At 32.8% G+C, this 17386-nt stretch carries 16 protein-coding genes; all 16 read right to left on the minus strand.

Annotated features, from left to right (window positions below; genetic code table 11):
- Positions 1 to 33 precede the first annotated feature (33 nt).
- The 16 genes from hpdB to Ccar_RS15665 all read right to left on the minus strand — a co-directional run bounded on the left by hpdB (position 34) and on the right by Ccar_RS15665 (position 17353).
- The gene (hpdB, locus tag Ccar_RS15590) at positions 34 to 2727 is read right to left on the minus strand and encodes a 4-hydroxyphenylacetate decarboxylase large subunit (RefSeq protein ID WP_007061353.1); all 2694 of its coding nucleotides are present in this window, start codon (positions 2725 to 2727) and stop codon (positions 34 to 36) included.
- A gap of 36 nt (positions 2728 to 2763) precedes the next feature.
- Positions 2764 to 3831 (minus strand): butyrate kinase, encoded by a 1068-nt coding sequence (buk, locus tag Ccar_RS15595; protein ID WP_007061352.1) that lies wholly within the window; start codon positions 3829 to 3831, stop codon positions 2764 to 2766.
- 378 nt (positions 3832 to 4209) lie between these two features.
- Positions 4210 to 4782 carry a 2-oxoacid:acceptor oxidoreductase family protein gene (locus Ccar_RS15600; protein WP_242655093.1) on the minus strand — a complete coding sequence of 191 codons (573 nt, stop codon included), beginning with the start codon at positions 4780 to 4782 and terminating at the stop codon, positions 4210 to 4212.
- Between the two features lie 68 nt (positions 4783 to 4850).
- Positions 4851 to 5588: a thiamine pyrophosphate-dependent enzyme gene (locus tag Ccar_RS15605; RefSeq protein WP_007061350.1), complete on the minus strand. Its 738-nt coding sequence runs from the start codon at positions 5586 to 5588 to the stop codon at positions 4851 to 4853.
- 13 nt (positions 5589 to 5601) lie between these two features.
- Positions 5602 to 6681, minus strand: a complete 1080-nt coding sequence (gene vorB, locus Ccar_RS15610) for a 3-methyl-2-oxobutanoate dehydrogenase subunit VorB (protein ID WP_007061349.1) — start codon at positions 6679 to 6681, stop codon at positions 5602 to 5604.
- A 16-nt stretch (positions 6682 to 6697) separates the two neighbouring features.
- Positions 6698 to 6901: a 4Fe-4S binding protein gene (locus Ccar_RS15615; protein WP_007061348.1), complete on the minus strand. Its 204-nt coding sequence runs from the start codon at positions 6899 to 6901 to the stop codon at positions 6698 to 6700.
- A gap of 97 nt (positions 6902 to 6998) precedes the next feature.
- On the minus strand, positions 6999 to 7691 hold the full coding sequence (locus Ccar_RS15620; RefSeq protein ID WP_007061347.1) for an ATP-binding protein: 693 nt from the start codon (positions 7689 to 7691) through the stop codon (positions 6999 to 7001).
- Positions 7692 to 7751: 60 nt separating this feature from the next.
- Positions 7752 to 8657 carry a bifunctional enoyl-CoA hydratase/phosphate acetyltransferase gene (locus Ccar_RS15625; protein WP_007061346.1) on the minus strand — a complete coding sequence of 302 codons (906 nt, stop codon included), beginning with the start codon at positions 8655 to 8657 and terminating at the stop codon, positions 7752 to 7754.
- A gap of 216 nt (positions 8658 to 8873) precedes the next feature.
- Positions 8874 to 10742 carry a sigma 54-interacting transcriptional regulator gene (locus tag Ccar_RS15630; RefSeq protein WP_048030136.1) on the minus strand — a complete coding sequence of 623 codons (1869 nt, stop codon included), beginning with the start codon at positions 10740 to 10742 and terminating at the stop codon, positions 8874 to 8876.
- A gap of 74 nt (positions 10743 to 10816) precedes the next feature.
- Entirely contained in the window at positions 10817 to 11332 is a 516-nt protein-coding gene (locus Ccar_RS15635; RefSeq protein ID WP_007061343.1) for a DUF1097 domain-containing protein, read from the minus strand.
- A 138-nt stretch (positions 11333 to 11470) separates the two neighbouring features.
- Entirely contained in the window at positions 11471 to 12406 is a 936-nt protein-coding gene (locus Ccar_RS15640) for an NAD(P)H-dependent oxidoreductase (protein ID WP_007061342.1), read from the minus strand.
- A 92-nt stretch (positions 12407 to 12498) separates the two neighbouring features.
- Positions 12499 to 13068, minus strand: a complete 570-nt coding sequence (locus Ccar_RS15645; protein ID WP_007061341.1) for a DUF1097 domain-containing protein — start codon at positions 13066 to 13068, stop codon at positions 12499 to 12501.
- Positions 13069 to 13104: 36 nt separating this feature from the next.
- Entirely contained in the window at positions 13105 to 13965 is an 861-nt protein-coding gene (locus Ccar_RS15650) for a hypothetical protein (RefSeq protein ID WP_007061340.1), read from the minus strand.
- Between the two features lie 216 nt (positions 13966 to 14181).
- Positions 14182 to 15531: an LVIVD repeat-containing protein gene (locus Ccar_RS15655; protein ID WP_007061339.1), complete on the minus strand. Its 1350-nt coding sequence runs from the start codon at positions 15529 to 15531 to the stop codon at positions 14182 to 14184.
- A 197-nt stretch (positions 15532 to 15728) separates the two neighbouring features.
- On the minus strand, positions 15729 to 16610 hold the full coding sequence (locus tag Ccar_RS15660) for a LysR family transcriptional regulator (protein ID WP_035774787.1): 882 nt from the start codon (positions 16608 to 16610) through the stop codon (positions 15729 to 15731).
- A gap of 83 nt (positions 16611 to 16693) precedes the next feature.
- Positions 16694 to 17353 (minus strand): GntR family transcriptional regulator, encoded by a 660-nt coding sequence (locus Ccar_RS15665; RefSeq protein ID WP_007061337.1) that lies wholly within the window; start codon positions 17351 to 17353, stop codon positions 16694 to 16696.
- Positions 17354 to 17386: the final 33 nt, after the last annotated feature.

Below are 17386 nucleotides of genomic sequence, written 5' to 3' on the forward strand. Positions count from 1 at the left end.
CTATTACCTCCATTCATTTTTTAGTATACCTTATTATTTATCATATTCAGTTCTATAAATAACTTCATCTTGAATAGGCTTACCGATTTCACACCAGTATTGAGTAAATCCAGCTACACGAACCATAAGTTCTCTATACTTCTCTGGTGTAAGCTGGGCATCTCTCAATGTTTTAGAATCAACAACATTAAACTGAACATGGAATCCACCTTTTCTCATGTAAGCACGTACAAGATCAAGAAGTTTTCTTGTTCCGCTGATACCTTTAACTGCTGTTGGATGTAATTTTAAATTCATCTGTGCATTTTGATGCATTGAGTGATCATAAACTGTTGCAGATTCAAATATAGCATAAATACCATTTTTATCTGTTCCTGCTGCTGCAGATACAGAACCATCTGAATAAGTTGTTCCTGCAAGTCTTCCATCAGCTGTAGCCAAGGTTACAAAGCCTTGAGGTCCATGTGTTGATACTGAAATCTGACACAAATATAAAGGTTTGCCGTAATATGAACGGAATTTATGTGTCATATCATAAATATAGTAATGATATGCCTTAAAAATTTCATCTGCATACTTATCAGCATTACCGTACTTTGGTGCATTTACACATGCTGCGAATATTTTCTCATATTTAGTGCTCTTATCTGTACTTTCTCTGAAGTCAGGTGAGAATACTCCTGTTTCATATGCAGTCTTAAATCCAAAATTATTAAGCATTGCATCTGTCATTTCTTCAATTGTAAATTTACTGTCGTCAAAGACATTCTTCTTAATAGAAGTCAATGAATTTATTAGAGTAATAGTACCACAAGATTCAAAATTAATACATGAGTTATATCTCGCTCCCATAGTGCCAATGTGTTTCCCCTTTGTAAAGCAATCAGGTTTTAACAAGGAATTAACAGCTGGCATGTTGTATTTTCTCCAAATATCCATTTGAATATTGTTACATCTATTTACAACATCTGTAGTAAGCTCCATATATTCTTTCCATTGATTCACCATTGTTTCATAAGAATCAAGCTTCTTATTATGAGGTGGGTATACTTGTTTTCCTGTTCTCTTATCTAAACCGTTTGTTAAAACAAGTTCAAGTACTTTAGGCATACCAATAAAATGAACACCTGTACCACATGTAGGTGATGCACCTCCTGGAATCATTGTTACTTTTCCATTATATTCAAGTGGCAAAAAGCATCCAGGGGCAGATTCTAGACATCCTCCAAGACACCATGCTCTTGCATCATGAAGATCCATTCCCTCTGGTCCATAGTTTCTCATCATAAAGTTCATACCTGTTTGATTGTTCATCCATGCAGGATATCCAAGCCCTAGTTTTGTACAGGAAGCAGCCTTCATAAGGAAGTCTTCTGGTGTTTTTTCATCGTATAATACACTTAACGTAGGTTGAGGAGTTTGATTTCTCATACCCGCTTCAACAATTAAATATTCTAGTGGAGTAACTGCTGAAAGTCCATCATAATTCTGTCCTCCTAAGGAAAGGTTGTTAAATGTATTACCAGAAAGAACACCGCCAGATACACCAGCTGATGCAAAACATTCAATACAAGTAATTTTAATTCTGTATAACTCAAGAAGTTCAATTACTTCTTCATCTGCCATAACACCATCTTCAACATCTTTTTCATAGAATGGCTGCAATACTTGTCCAAGTCTGCCAATTGAAAGACCAGATTGAGGATCTTCATTAACAACACCTAAATGACAGCAAAGTGTCATCTGAAGTGCTTCCCAGAAATTTGCAGGTTTCTTATGAGCAATGTTTCCCATAACTTCTTCAATTTTTTCATAGTTAGCTTTAATTTCTGGATCTGTTTCAATAGAAGCTAAATATTTTGCTCTCTTTGAATAGTTTTCACACCACGCACTTAACCCCTTAGTAATTTCCTTCATTGCTGCATAGTAATAACCTCTACTCATACCAAAATCACCGTCGTCACCAGCTTCTCCCATAACTTCAGCAATTTTTTCATCACATAATTCGATAATTCCATCAAAACCATACTGCAAAGGCATATAATAGTTAATTACTTCACGTCCTTGTGGAATTGCAAACGAATCAAACATACAGATAACGCTTTCCATGATATTTTTAAACTGATCATATCCTGGTGTCATCTTTGAGTACTTATCACTTAATTCTTCTACTGAAATTCCTTCCCAAGGCTTTGAGGTTTTAACTAGAACAGGAATTTCTTCCTTTCTCATACCAAATTTTTTAGCAACAGAGATAACATTTCCATAACTTTCAGTAACGTTACCTCCACCAGCACCAACAACACTTACTGAGTCAGCTTCATTTTCTGCTGGAGCATCAACTTCGTTCATTAAAGCTTCTGCTTGAGCATTAAAGAAACTTGCGCAAACCCAAGGAAAAGGAAATGCACCTCTAACATTTTTTGTCTTGTTCATAACAAGCTTCTCATAAGGTAAAATTGTAGGTGTCATGTGTGATAAAGAAGCTGCTACAGCTTTAGCTCTTCTTACTTCAATTACTTCACCATCATTTTCCCACCAAGTTCTGTTATACCAATACGCAGCTTCCATATCTGCAGTAACTTTTAAAGTATAATAAATATCCATAAGCTTTTGAGTACTTTCTTTTGCTTCTGGAATATCTGCTTCTGAAATATTATCAACATTTTTCATGTCAATACCACGACTTTTTAAAACATCTTCAAGTTTAGTTTCTTTAACATTCATTAAAAGTACCTCCTTTTTAATATTTCCTAAAACATATTATTCAACATATTCTCTTGCTTCTTCTTCACCCTTTAACACTCTAAGAGTTCCCAAAGCCAAAGATTCCATTTCATTTTCACCAGGCATAATCTCAACAGGCGCAATAAACTCTACACGCTTTTTAATCCAGTTAGTTATCATATCAGAATATGCTATACCTCCTGTAATAACGATAGCATCAACCTTACCTTCTACTACTGTTGCAAGTTCTCCTATTCCCTTAGCAACCTGATAAGCCATAGCTTCATAAACAAGCTTTGCTTTTTCATCTCCACTTTCAATCATTCTTTCAACTTCTCTAGCATCAACAGTGTTAAGATAAGCTTTTAATCCACCATTTCCCCTTAATTTTTTCTTCGTAGTTTTTTTATCAAATTTTCCTGAATAGCAAAGATCTATAAGTGCATTGCAAGGAACTTTTCCAGCTCTTTCAGGTGAAAATGGTCCTTCGTCATCTGCCATTATATCTACCATTTGTCCTTTTCTATGAACATTTACTGATATTCCTCCACCTAGATGAGCTACAATAAAGTTCATATCTGAATACTTTTTACCATATTTTTTTGCAACCTTCATTGCCATTGCCCTTGTATTTAATGCATGACTAGTACTTGTTCTTGGTATATCCGGCATACCTGATATACGAGCTATATCCTCTAATTCATCTACTCTAACAGAGTCATATATATAGGCTGATACTCCAATAGAATTTGCTATTTCATAAGCAATTAAAGCTCCTAAATTTGAAGCATGTTCTACTACTGGATTATTTTTTAATCTATCTACCATTGTTTCATTAACTTTATAAGCTCCAGATTTTACTTTTGGAACCATTCCACCTCTTCCAACAACTGCAGCTAATTCTTTAACTTCATATCCATTTTGCTTTAAAAATGAAAGAACAACTTCTTTTCTCATATCAAATTGATCTGCCACATTCTCATATTTTTCAATTTGTTCAACTGGATGCTCTAACGTTTTGCAAAATATTTCTTTTTCATCTTCGTATAAAGCTATTTTTGTAGAAGTAGATCCTGGGTTAATTGCTAATATCTTATAACTCATTTACTATTCCTCCTGTTTTTAAGTTAATTACTCAACTTTCGCAATTTAAAAATATTGCGGCACAACCTTTTCAGAGGACATTTGACAAAGGACAGAGGACAATGAAGGTGAGTTTTCCTCCTTTCGTCAGAAAACTAATTTATTTTTACACTTGTTTTGCTAACGCAAAATAAGCTTTAAATTTATACAAGTCAGCAATGTTTCACTTTAGTGAAACGAGCTCTCAAAAATTTAATTAAAGATTTTTCGCAGCAAAGCGGAGAAAAATCATCCTTCACTGTCCTCTGTCAATTGTCCTCTGTCCTCTCAAAAAAGTTGTGTCGCAATGTGCTTACATTAAGTTAAAATTGTATTTGCAAAATAAAAACCTCTGCCTTTTTATCTTTGAGACCTTCCAATTTCAAGCCCTTTTTCAAAGGCTTGTTTGTTTAATGGAAGTAACTTTGGCTTTTTACCAAGTTTGTGTTCAATTGTTTCCCAAACAATTTCAGGAGAAATAACTTCAGTAAATCCTACATATACACCAAGCATGATAACATTAAGAACTTTTGCGTTTCCAAGCTCAAGGGCAAGCTCTGTTACAGGTGCAGAAATTATTTTAATATCTTTTCTTGCAATGTCTTTTTTAACGATTGAGCTGTTAATGAAAAGTCTACCGCCTTCTTTTAATGTATCAAGAAATTTATCTAATGATGGTTCGTTCATAACAATCAAATCATCCATAACGTCACCTAAAGGTGCTCCTATCATTTCGTCTGAAATAACAACGAAACAGTTTGCTGTACCACCACGCTGCTCAGCTCCATATGATGGGAAGAAAGTAACGTTTTTATCTGTAGAATCACAGGTTGCAGATGCTAAAAATTTTCCAAGTGTCATGACACCCTGTCCGCCGAATCCGGCAACACACAAGTTTGTTTCCATATCTCTTCCTCCTTTTAGTCGGAACACTGAGTAGTTAATCCTACTCGCTCCCGCTCGTAAACTACTCGTTAAAGGTCATTTAGACCTTTAACCTCCTATTTATCTCTTATTACACCCAATGGGTATTCTGGAAGCATTTTTTCTTCAATGAATTTAAGTGAATCCAGTGGTTCAAGTCCCCAGTTTGTTGGGCAGTTTGTTACAATTTCAACCATTGAAAATCCTTTACCATTCAACTGATTCTCGAATGCTTTTCTTATTGCATTTTTAGTTTTGATTACATTTTGTGGAGTATTGCAGCTTGTACGTTCTAAATATGCTGGAGCTGTAAGCTGGTTTAATATTTCACACATATGCATTGGATATCCATGTTCCTCAGCTATACGTCCTTTAGGCGCTGTACTTGCTTTCATACCCATTAATGTAGTAGGAGCCATCTGGCCTCCTGTCATACCATAAATACCATTGTTTATAAAAATAACAGTAATGTTTTCGCCGCGGTTTGCTGCTGAAACTGATTCAGCAAGTCCAATAGAAGCAAAGTCACCATCTCCCTGATACGTAAAAACCAATGTATCTGGGTTTGCTCTTTTAATACCTGTTGCAACTGCACAGGCACGTCCGTGAGGAGAAGTTATATTGTCATATGCAATATAGTCCATATGAAGTCCACAGCATCCTATACCAAGAACACAAGCAGTTTTTTCAACAATGTTCATTTCTTCTAAAACTTCGCCTATTAATTTGATAACTGTACTATGCATACATCCCGGGCAGAAACCGGAAACTTTATCTTCTTGGATTGTTTTTGTTCTTGAATAAATCTTTTCCATTTTCTATACCCTCCTAGTTTTCATTAATTTTTTTAATAGCTTTAATAATAGCTTCACGACTCATAATGTTACCACCTGAGCATAAACATGTATCAATTGAACAACGTTCTTTTACGCCTTTTTCTACATCCTGTAAAAACTGTGCTGGAATAGACATTTCAACGTCAACAACAGCTTTACACACATCATAATTGATATTATCAAAGGCTTTATATGGGAAAGGATGTACTGTAATTGGTCTGATTAATCCAACTTTGATACCTTCCCTACGAAGAATATCAACAGCTGATTTTGATACACGAGCTGAAATACCATAAGCTGCAACAACAATCTCTGCATCTTCTATCATATATTCTTCTACTTGTACATCTTTTTCCCATGAGGCATATAAAGCAGCAGCTTCTTCATTTACGCTCTGCATTTTGCTTGTCAACCATTGACCTGGTTGAATCCATGCTCTATTTTTGTAGTCTAATTTATGACCAATACAAGCCCAATCTTTGTTAGATGCTTTTAATTCAGCAACTTCTTCATCTGTTTTCATCTCAGGTAACACAACTGGTTCCATCATTGTTCCAATAACACCATCACAAAGAATTAAAACAGGGTTTCTGTCTCTTTGTGCATAATCAAATGCTTTATATGTCATGTCAACAGCTTCCTGAACTGTAGATGGAGCAAATACTAACATTTGGAATCCACCATTACCTGAAGCTTTTGTTGCTTGAAGGTAATCTTGCTGAGCTGGTTGGATAGAACCTACACCAGGCCCTCCACGTGATATGTTAGCATACACCATTGGTATACGTGCTGATGCACAGTATGAAATACCTTCACTTTTTAGTGATATACCACAGCTTGATGATGATGTCATTGCTCTTGTTCCTGTTGAAGCAGCGCCGTAAACCATATTTACAGAAGCAACTTCGCTTTCTCCTTGTACAAAATTTCCTCCAACTTCAGGCAATCTTCTTGCAAAATATTCTGGAATTTCATTTTGTGGTGTGATAGGATATCCGGCAAAAAATCTACATCCGGCTCTAACAGCTGCTTCTGCAATAGCTTCACAGCCTTTCATAAATATTCTAGACATTTTTTCTCTTCCTCCTTTATTTATATACTTCAATCGCAGCATCAGGACACATTCTTGCACACATGCAGCATCCTATACAAGCATCCATATTAACTGGCACTACATATTCATAGCCTTTTGAATTAACTTCATGTCCTACAGCAAGTACACCTTTAGGGCAAAACTTAATACAATATTGACAGCTCTTACAGCTTTCTGATCTAATCTCTACTTTTGCCATTTTAATCAAATTCTCCTTTCAAAATAAACATGATTTAAACATTTCTATTAATGTTCATAGCTAATTGATCCCTTTGTAATCAAAGGTTTGCCAATAATTATTGGTTCCACGGATATGTTAAATATAAATGAATGGGCATCAAAGGAATATCTGTCTTAGATTTTACTTCCTCATATAAAGTCTCATTGACACAGGTAAAATCTATATTAATTAAAGCTCCTATCATTTCAAGCATTTTTAAGTTTCCTTCTAATACTTCTTCAACTGTTGTGGAAACCCCATTATTCGGATTACTTATCATATGTACTTTATCTAATTTGATATGAGATATTTTCAATATGGATGAAAGAGTTCCATCTATATGATTCAAATTACCAGACCATGGTCTATATGCATTCAGAACATAATACACAAGTGTACTATCTTGATTTACTTTAGGAGCAAATCCTCCTATGGCACGTGCACCTATATCATTTCCGCCAACATCCACAACTACATAACAATTTTCATCCTTGAGCAAAAGATTAACGCCGCCTACAACTGTTGGTGCATCAAAGAACTGTTCTTCATGATAAAATATAATACCCATTTCTTCAATCTCTGCCTTCACATCTCTGGACCTAAACATTGGTTTTGTCATATCCATATCAAAAAAATGCACTGGTTTCTCATTGAGATCAACAAGGTATTTTGCAAAATTTATTGCAATCTCACTTTTACCGCTTCCGGCTTCACCAACGAAAATAAAATTCGATTTATTCATTGTGAACTTTTTGCAATCAATATTCATAAGCGGCCTCCCTTAATTATTTTTCCTTATTTCTTTTTGTAAGTAATTATTCTAAATTTATTACTTAACTGCTGATGCAGATAATACTAATGATAGATATTTTTCTTCAGCTGAAGCTCCTCTTGAAGTTAAAACAATAGGAACCTTAGCTCCAACTATAAAACCTGCCATCTTACCACCTGCAGAGAAAACTAAAGCTTTTCCAAGTATATTTCCTGCAGTAATGTTTGGAACAATTAAAACATCTGCGTCTCCCACTACAGGACTGCTGTATCCTTTTATTTCTGCTGATTCCTTACTCATAGTTAAATCATAGGATATAGGACCTTCAACAATACAGTTTTTTATTTCTCCTTTTTGATTCATTTCCTTTAATAAACCTGCATCAACAGATTCAGGCATTTTAGGATTAACCTTTTCAACAGCTGCTAAAACTGCAACTTTTGGTTTTTCATATCCCATATCTATAAGTGTATTAACAGCATTTTCAATGATTTGCTTTTTCTCATCTACATTTGGATACATCATCATTCCACCATCTGTAGTTACTATTAACTTGTGATAATTAGGTATTTCATTAATAACAAAATGAGACATAACCTTTCCTGTTCTAAGTCCATGTTCCTTATTTACCACTGCTTTTAAAAGGTCAGCAGTTTGAATTTTACCCTTCATTATAAAGTCTGCTTTATTGCTATTAACAAGTTCTACTGCCTTTGCTGCTGCTGAAGCATCATCTTCTACATCAATAATAGAACTATCATCTAAATCTTCTTTTAAGTTACTTAATATTTCTTTTATTTTTGATTTATTTCCTATCAATACAGGTTCTGCTATATTATCTTTTCTAGCTTTAAATACAGCTTGTAAAGTGTGTTCATCTTGAGCTGCCACTACTGCTGCTATTTTCTTTGATCCTGAATTTTGAACTTTTTTAATTAATTCTTCAAAATTTTTAAATACCATTTTACTCCTCCTATATAGCTAAAAATCATCCTTCACTACTAACTCTTATCCATTAGTTCTTAACTTGTGAAGCTTTGCTTCTCATTATACTTATTATATTAGCAATTTTCATGCCAAAATAAAAAAACAGACCTAAAGCCTGTTTTTGTGTAAATGTTTTTATTTTATTGTTTCAGTAAATTAACACCATGTTTCATTTTATTTACATTGGCTATGTTAACATTTACCTTTTCTCCATAATGCTGTTCTGCTTATACCTAGTTTTTTTGCAATTTCGTTTTTTGACATTCCACTGTTCTCCAACATTTGTATTACCTTCTCTTCTACATACTTATTAATTTGCTTTAAATCTAATAAATTCTCATCGTTATCTAACTCATTGTTATCTTCCAGCATTTCATTTTCATCTAAATCTACTTCTTGAAAAATCAAATATCTTTGAACAACGTTCCTTAACTCTCTAACATTTCCTGGCCATGAATAATTCAGTATCTTTTTTTCAATTTTACTTTCAAGCTTAAACTCACACACTTTTTTTGACAACGTTGTTATATAATGCATAAATAATGGAATTATATCTTCTTTTCTTTCTCTAAGAGGTGGTATATGCAGTTCCAAAATACTCAATCTATAAAACAAATCACTTCTAAAGGTACCATTTTTAATTTTTCCTTTTAAGTTTTCATTGGCAGCTGCAATAATTCTTACATCTAGAGGAATAACATAATCTGATCCAATTCTCATTACTTCTTTTTCTTCTAAGACACGCAAAAGCTTTGCTTGAAGATTCAAAGACATACTATTTATTTCATCTAAAAATATAGTTCCTCCATGAGCAAGCTCAAATAAACCTGGTTTTCCGCCCTTTCTTGCACCTGTAAATGCTCCTTCTTCATATCCAAATAACTCACTTTCCAGAAGACTTTCAGAAATTGCTGCACAGTTAATAGCTACAAAAGGTTCTTTTTTTCTGCTACTTATGTTATGAATGCTCTGAGCAAACATTTCCTTACCTGTACCACTTTCACCATAAATCATAACGGTGCTATCATCTAGTCCTATTTTAATAGCTTTTGATACCGTATTTTTCATTATGGGATCATTGGCAATGATATTTTCAAATGTATACTTAGCAACAAGACCTTTTTTATTTAATTCATATCTTATCTTTTTTTCTAAATTTTGAAGCTTAGTAATATCTTGAAAAGAGCAAAGAACGCCATGAGTTTGTCCATCTATATTCAACACAGATGTATTAGCTGTAATTACTATTTCAGGCAAATTTTTTATTTCATTATATTGATTAACTCCACTTTTTAAAACATCCATCATAAAAGTAAGTTCTGGACAAACTTCTTCAATATTTTTATCCATGACATTGGTACTAGACTTTTTTAATAATTCCTGTGCTCTTTCATTGTATAATATAATTTTTCCATTCCTATCTATAGCAATAACTGCATCATGTACACCGTCTAAAATCATATTTAATACTTCATTTCTGTAATTTTGTTCATACAAACTATCTACTAACTGTTTTGCATGTTCAAATATATCACAGATAGATTCATTGCTCGCACCTATAGAAACATTATCTATTCCTAAATTTTCAGCGTACATGCAAGGAATACCACCACCTACTACTACAACCTTATCTCCTATTTCCTTATATTTATTAATTATGCACTCTATACTATCCTTATCTTCAAATTTTTCAATTATAACCTTCTCATGAATAACATCCTTCCAATCATCATAACTAAAGTACTCTAAATCTGATATGACAATAACTATATCTTTCTTATATTTACCAGCCTTCTTTATTGCATATAAAATATCTAACGTACTTATTTTTAAATTTATAACTGGTACATTTACCGTACCTACAGTATGACGATATCCTCCACTTCTTGCTATAATAGCACTTGCTCCCCTATTCTCCAGCATCTTTCCTTGTGCTTTCATATTATCAGGATCTAATATATCTATAATTATTTCGCCTTGTTCAACTTCTTTTCTAAATAAATGTACAACAATATCCTTTAATTTTTCATCCGAGGCAATAAATCCTATTTTTTTTATCATACACATTCTCCTTAAAAATTACTAAATACAAGACAAAACATTTAAAATTAAAGCTGCAAATTCATTTAAACTTCTCATCTTATTGAATTATTTTTTATAATTGTAATTAGTAAATTCTGAAACTTTAATACTCCTACGCCTACATACCATACACCCATTAGCATTGATACCCCTATTTGTATAGGTAAAGTACCCCAATTCATATTTAATGGTGCCATAATCAATAAGGTTATTGCCCATCCAGCTAACCATGCTGGCAAAAATATTATCTTCTCTAGTTTAGTGCTTGAAATAATTACTGCTAAACCTCCTAAAATAAATAAAGCGCAAAAAAGTTCTATATTTTGATTTAATTTTACCATATCCATTGCTTCTAGTGCTATGCATCCCCATAAATCTCCTAGTAAGAAACCTATAGATATCTTAACACCATCTTCTACTTTATTTCCATTTGCAACAAAGATTCCAGCACAAATCAATGCTACAGCACCTGTAGTAACACCCAAATAAGGACTTATCACTGCCCATATTGGAGGCAGCAGTGCTATTCCTAAAGCTAATGTTAAAACATTTAATTTTTTTTCGTTCATATAATATACCTCTTCCTAAAATTTAATAATTTAATAGGCTGTTACACTAATTATTGTAACAGCCTTCTTTTAGACTAAAATTTTTTAATAAAACTAAACTTTTTATGTGAATCCATAATACTTTTAAGTATTTGACTTTTACTTTTCTGGCATTATTCCTGTAATAAAGTTCTTATAGCTTTCCAAGCGTTGTTTATACTTATCAGTTTTTTTCATATCCGCAATTGTAGATATAGTCTTTCCAATATCATCACCATGCTTGAATTTTCCAGATAAAGTATCATGTGCATGTTCTAATTGTTCTTTTGGGAATTCAAATTTTACTTTACCATCTACAATTTTAATGTCACCTTCAATACCACATAATTCGCAAATAGCATGTGTAGATTCTCTATCTAAGAAGAAGTTTCTAGAATGACAATGTGGACAAACGCCCTCTTCTCCTTTATATGAAGCATTTGAAATATCCTTTGCTGCATTTGCAATATTAACTCCTATTTGATGAACTCTTGCAACCCTTTCATCTTCTATGATAATACCAGAAGACCATGGGAATGTTTCATTATTAATAACCTTCCACATAGGAGTTAAAGCCTGCATTGCTGCGGTACATTGGAACTTTGTAGTCCAATCAGAACCACCAATTCCCATGTAGGAAATAACCTTATCCTTTAATATTCTTGGATCTGGAGCTTTTCCACCTTTTTCTTCAGCAATTTTAGCTGCTATTACATTATTTCCTCTATCCATTCTTGGTCCAAAACGATCTGTGATTGTTTGGAAAATTCCAGGCACACCTTTTTCAAAGATTGGAAGTGCCACAACTATTCCATCTGCATCTAACATTTTGTCAAGCAGCCAATCAAAGTCATCTTTTAAAACACACATATTTCCTTTTCCTGACATAAGTGTTTGAACACAAGCTGTACATCCAGTACAATGTTTTATATCTAAATCCATAAGACGGATAAATTCAACTTCTGCGCCTGCCTCTTTTGCACCCATAAGAGCTTCTTTGCACATAGCATCATTATGACCATTCTTTGTTCCACCTGAAATACCTAAAATTTTCATTTTTAACCTCCAAATATAATTAGTTAGTATATAGATTTTTACAAATTCTTTTACTCTATCTTAATCTGTATAATTATTTTACAAATTTTAAATTATACAGTTTGTTGTTTTTCCTCTTGTCCACCAAATACGTATTTAGGCCACTCTTTACCAAGAAATATATTGCAAAGTGCACCACCACCAGCTACTAATACTACTGACATTATCATTCCATAAAGAAAGAATCCAAATAAATGAAATGGTGTTATTGCTGGCGCATTAGCTGGATGAATTGAAAATATAAAAAATGTTTCTGCAAGTCCTAAAAATAATGCTGGTATATTTGCGAATATAGTATCTCTCAATAAATTTTCATGGACAGTTAATATAGAGAATATTACAACAATTGTCAATCCTACACCACTAGTCCATGGTGGCAAGTCTTTTAATGCTCCAATTAATACACCATTAAGCATTGCCCACAAAATTCCTATAGGGTAGCACACTATCATAGATGGTATCTTTTTAAAATCTGCACCCATTGCAAAGAATAAAAGTAATACAACAAATAACATCCAATTATAATTTGCAAACCCAAAAGCTCCCATAGGCTGCATTAGAAGGGTTAGTATAACTGCACCAAAAGCGCCTTGAATTAAAAGTGCCTTTCTTTTAATTGACATGATTATTCCCTCTTTCCCCATAATATATTTGATGATTTAACGCATAGGAATAAATCCGCGATACTGTGTATAGTTATCACTTTCAGCAATATCTGTTAAGAATAAACTTGAAATTTCAAATTTAGGTTTCAAATAAGGGAATTTATCATACTTAGCCCAAGATGGTTTTTTAATCTCTTTTGCCTTTTCCACTGCAGTTCTATGCCAGCCTGAAGGACAATTAAACCATATTTCAACCACTCTTTGATATGGGCAATTATTAATACTTTGAATAATTTTGCTTGTTAACATTCTTGTTACATCTTGAGATTCCTGAAATTTTGGTACAACTTCTTCATAAAACCACTTGTCCCCTTCTTCCATAGATACACCATCTGGATATTTCATTACAAACTGCCAACGATAGTTAGGCCCATCTTCCATAGTTCTTCCTTCACCTTTTAAATCTTCTTCCCAGGAAATAGGTACAAAAGCCCAGATAAATGGAGGCATACCATTATCACCACCTGTTGATCTTGCAGCATCTCCTGATTCCATTTTCTCTGTTTCTTTACCTTCAAGAATTGCTACTTCATTATCGTCTGGAACATTACCTTGCCATTTTAATACGTCAATTGGAAAATATTCAGTCATAGCTTTATTTTTAAATTCAGGTGTTAGTGGATTAACTAGCCAGTAATGTTCTGTTAACTGCATTCTGTGAGTTCCAAATCTTTCTCCGTCTGGTGGTGTTGGTAATGCAGGATAAAACGCATATTTACTTACATATGGACCAAACTGCGCCATACTTTCTGGTACATGATGATAGTAAAGCCAATGCTTTAACATGTGTCTGTAATCCTCTTTTACAACATCTACATAAATAAGGCTTCTCATGGGCTGAAATTGAATTGACATTTATAATTCCCTCTTTCAATAATAATTTATTTTTAATTATTTACCTCACATCTATAAAACGTTTACTTTGTAAAATTATTAAGCAATTAACATTTTGTATTTATAGTAATGGGATATAGAAATATCTAATCCCATCACCATAAATACTATGACAGCAGCTTATTATTACGGAAAGGTACTGTTAAATTACAAGCTGCTCTTCTATAAAATAGTAAGTTAAACAGTACAACGTAATATATACAATCCATCCATATATGTATCTATATAAATATAACCACGATCATCAACTAAAACATCTTCTGTTATTGCAACTCTTGCTCCAGGTACTAAGTTACCTTCTGCATTATTGAATAAATCCTTCTTTGGATCTGGTGGAAGGAAATATGCTATTTCTTTTGGTACATAAGGATCACTTACATCGTAAATACGAAGTCCAGCATTAAAATGACAACAATAAACTCTGTCATTACGTTTCTCATAAACATCTTGACCAAATGCATCAAATATATTGTGAGGTCCAAATGGAATACGCACTCCATCAACAACATTAAAGTTTGTACCATGAGTATATCCTTCAGGTACTTCAGGATATGGAAAAATGGAAATAAGACTTGGATTACTTACATCTGTAACTTCTACTATACTAAGCATATTCATAGGCTGAGTTACAATTTTCTTAAATAATCCTTCTGTTGTTTCATTGCTGAAATATCTTGACCTTTCTCCTTCTGTTGTAACCACTACATAAGGTCTGTCTCCTAATGGTAAAACAGAATGAATTGGCGCTCCTGCTGATCCTCCTCCAAATGGTGGATTAAGAGGAAGACAATTTAACATTTTAGGATTTGTTTTATCCTTTACATCTAACATAATAAATCCCTTATTTGCATATGCCATGTAAACAATATCATCTTTAACAACACATGCATGAAGGAATGGTGCAGATAATGCTTCTGCTGATCCATAACGTGCACTGCCTGATGATACTTTATTATTCATAAACTGTTCATCAGCCCACCATCTTCCAACTTCTACAGGATTTTTAGAATCTTCAATATCTACTATTCTTAAGATAAATCCATTAAATCCTTCTGCATTTCCGGTTACGTATACATACCTTCCGCCATTGTAGAAGAATCTATGTACTCCAGCTCCACCTTTACATTCAAACTTAGATAATAAAATTGGGTTTTCCGGATCTGTTTTTACATCCCAGATCATTATTCCTCCCCAGAATGGTAAACCAATTTCTGTACCATGTAATTCTTTCATTGTTCCACCATGTGCTGTAACCATAATTCCGTCAGCAATTTGAATCTTTGGTGTACCCTGTCCATCATGCAAATCTTCAGATAGCCATGGACCTTCAAGCCACTTAACATTTCTTGGATGTGCTGGATCAGTAACATCAATTATATTCCATCCATTGTGTCTAAATGAAGCTGTATAGATATAATATTTATCTCCAGATTTTTGCATAGCCATTTGAAATCCTGGTTTTCCATTCATATCGTCATAACCTATAAATTCAATGTTTTTACATAACATTTCAGTTCTTGTACTCATAAAATGCCTCCAATTTTATAAATTTTGCAAATATTATAAGATATATCTTATAACATATATCTTTATTAAAATAATATCAAATATGAAACCATAAGTACAATGCCTAAAATATAAAATAATCCATATCAATTTTGATATGGATTATTTTATATTGCAAATTACTTTGTCAGAAACGTGCTATCTTATTTAGTTATCAATTATTTTAGGTGACGTATAAATTCATTAACTAATACATGTACAATTTCACTTTTATTATTTTTATTCCATGCCATGCTCACCTCATGATTAGAATCTAATAAAACATATTTAAAGGATGGTGTATTTATTATATTTTTTCCCCATGTATCAAAAAATGTTACACCCAATCCATTTTCTACAGATGCAAATATAGATTCCATATTTGGTGACAACTTTAAATGTGGTACAAACCCATATGACTTACAATAATTACGAATTTCTAATTCAGCATTATGCGCCTCTTCATTAGCTATAACATAAAAAGTTTCATCTTTAAAATCATATGGTGTTAGATTTTGTTTTTTAGGTAGTTTTTGAAATTTAGAATACAAAATCAGCTTTTGGATTTCAGTTACTTTTTGTTTATTAATATCCTTAATACCATCCAAAGAATTATCTAAAGTTAATATCACATCTAAATTATTAGTAGTTAGTGCTTTTATAAGCTCATTTATTTCCAAACATTCCACTGAAACTGAGATATCAGGAAACTCCTTTGAGAATTTTTCCAAAATACTAGGTAAAAATGATGAAATGCTCCATCCTACAATATAACCTAACCTTATAATACCTTGCCTTTTACAATTTAGAGAATGAACTTTTTCCATTGTATTTTCAAATTCTAACTGAAATCTACGAAAAAAATCGTAGTATATTTCTCCTGCTTCAGTTAATTTAATATGCTTATTTGTCCTATCAAACAAAGATATTCCAAGCTCTTTTTCAAAAGCTGCCATATATCTACTTATAGCAGGTTGTGTTATGTATAAATTATTAGCTGCTTTTGTAAAGCTTTTTTCATAGGCAATTTCTAAAAAACATTTAATTTGAGTATCATTCACTATATCACCTCGTATTTTCCCAGGCATTTTACGAGCTTTTGCTCAAGTAAGAGATATTCCTCACAAACAAACTCCACCTGAGTCTAAGAATCACTTGATTTTCTATGTACAAGGCAATTCAATAAAATTTCTGTAGCCTGCTTATACTCTTTTTCCATAGATGTTACAGCACTATCAATATTTTTTTCAAGTACAGCATTATATATATTAATATGATTATCAATACTAGTCATGCCATCTCTTTCTTTACGATAGGCACTTCTAAGCATACTTTGCTGTCCTTTTATTAATTTTGACATAGCTATAAGTCTGGAGTTATCTGCATATTTATAAAAAACTCTTATAAATTCTTCTATACTTTCTGAACGTTTTATTTCATCGTTAGCCTCTTGAAAATTTTTAATATTATGCAATAATTCATTTGAAATCTCATCAATTCTACCATTCTCTATAGCATACCTTATAGCAGCACAATCTAATGTTAAAGCAACTTCCTGAATTTCAATAATATCTTTTTTTTCAATACTAATTACACTAGCCCCTATATTATTTTTATATTCAATTAGTCCTTCTTTTTGTAATCTATTTAAAGCTTCTCTTATTGGTGTACTACTTATTCCAAATTTATCCTGAAGTTCATTGACATTTAACCTCTTCCCCCAAGGAATTACCTGTTCAATAATGTCATCTCTAATTTGAATATATATTTGATCTACAAGAGACTGTTTTACTAAAGTTCCCATTTTATTCTCCACCTTTTTCTTTTCTTAAGTTAT

The organism is Clostridium carboxidivorans P7 (assembly GCF_001038625.1).
Lineage (GTDB): Bacteria > Bacillota > Clostridia > Clostridiales > Clostridiaceae > Clostridium_AM > Clostridium_AM carboxidivorans.

Excerpts from the sequence above, each read along its gene's own strand:
- Ccar_RS15620 (WP_007061347.1), bottom strand. The coding sequence starts at position 7,691 with ATGAATATTGATTGCAAAAAGTTCACAATGAATAAATCGAATTTTATT.
- Ccar_RS15605 (WP_007061350.1), bottom strand. The coding sequence starts at position 5,588 with ATGGAAAAGATTTATTCAAGAACAAAAACAATCCAAGAAGATAAAGTT.
- Ccar_RS15655 (WP_007061339.1), bottom strand. The coding sequence starts at position 15,531 with ATGAGTACAAGAACTGAAATGTTATGTAAAAACATTGAATTTATAGGT.
- Ccar_RS15640 (WP_007061342.1), bottom strand. The coding sequence starts at position 12,406 with ATGAAAATTTTAGGTATTTCAGGTGGAACAAAGAATGGTCATAATGAT.
- vorB (WP_007061349.1), bottom strand. The coding sequence starts at position 6,681 with ATGTCTAGAATATTTATGAAAGGCTGTGAAGCTATTGCAGAAGCAGCT.
- Ccar_RS15625 (WP_007061346.1), bottom strand. The coding sequence starts at position 8,657 with ATGGTATTTAAAAATTTTGAAGAATTAATTAAAAAAGTTCAAAATTCA.
- Ccar_RS15615 (WP_007061348.1), bottom strand. The coding sequence starts at position 6,901 with ATGGCAAAAGTAGAGATTAGATCAGAAAGCTGTAAGAGCTGTCAATAT.
- Ccar_RS15645 (WP_007061341.1), bottom strand. The coding sequence starts at position 13,068 with ATGTCAATTAAAAGAAAGGCACTTTTAATTCAAGGCGCTTTTGGTGCA.
- Ccar_RS15665 (WP_007061337.1), bottom strand. The coding sequence starts at position 17,353 with ATGGGAACTTTAGTAAAACAGTCTCTTGTAGATCAAATATATATTCAA.
- Ccar_RS15630 (WP_048030136.1), bottom strand. The coding sequence starts at position 10,742 with ATGATAAAAAAAATAGGATTTATTGCCTCGGATGAAAAATTAAAGGAT.
- Ccar_RS15650 (WP_007061340.1), bottom strand. The coding sequence starts at position 13,965 with ATGTCAATTCAATTTCAGCCCATGAGAAGCCTTATTTATGTAGATGTT.
- buk (WP_007061352.1), bottom strand. The coding sequence starts at position 3,831 with ATGAGTTATAAGATATTAGCAATTAACCCAGGATCTACTTCTACAAAA.
- Ccar_RS15635 (WP_007061343.1), bottom strand. The coding sequence starts at position 11,332 with ATGAACGAAAAAAAATTAAATGTTTTAACATTAGCTTTAGGAATAGCA.
- hpdB (WP_007061353.1), bottom strand. The coding sequence starts at position 2,727 with ATGAATGTTAAAGAAACTAAACTTGAAGATGTTTTAAAAAGTCGTGGT.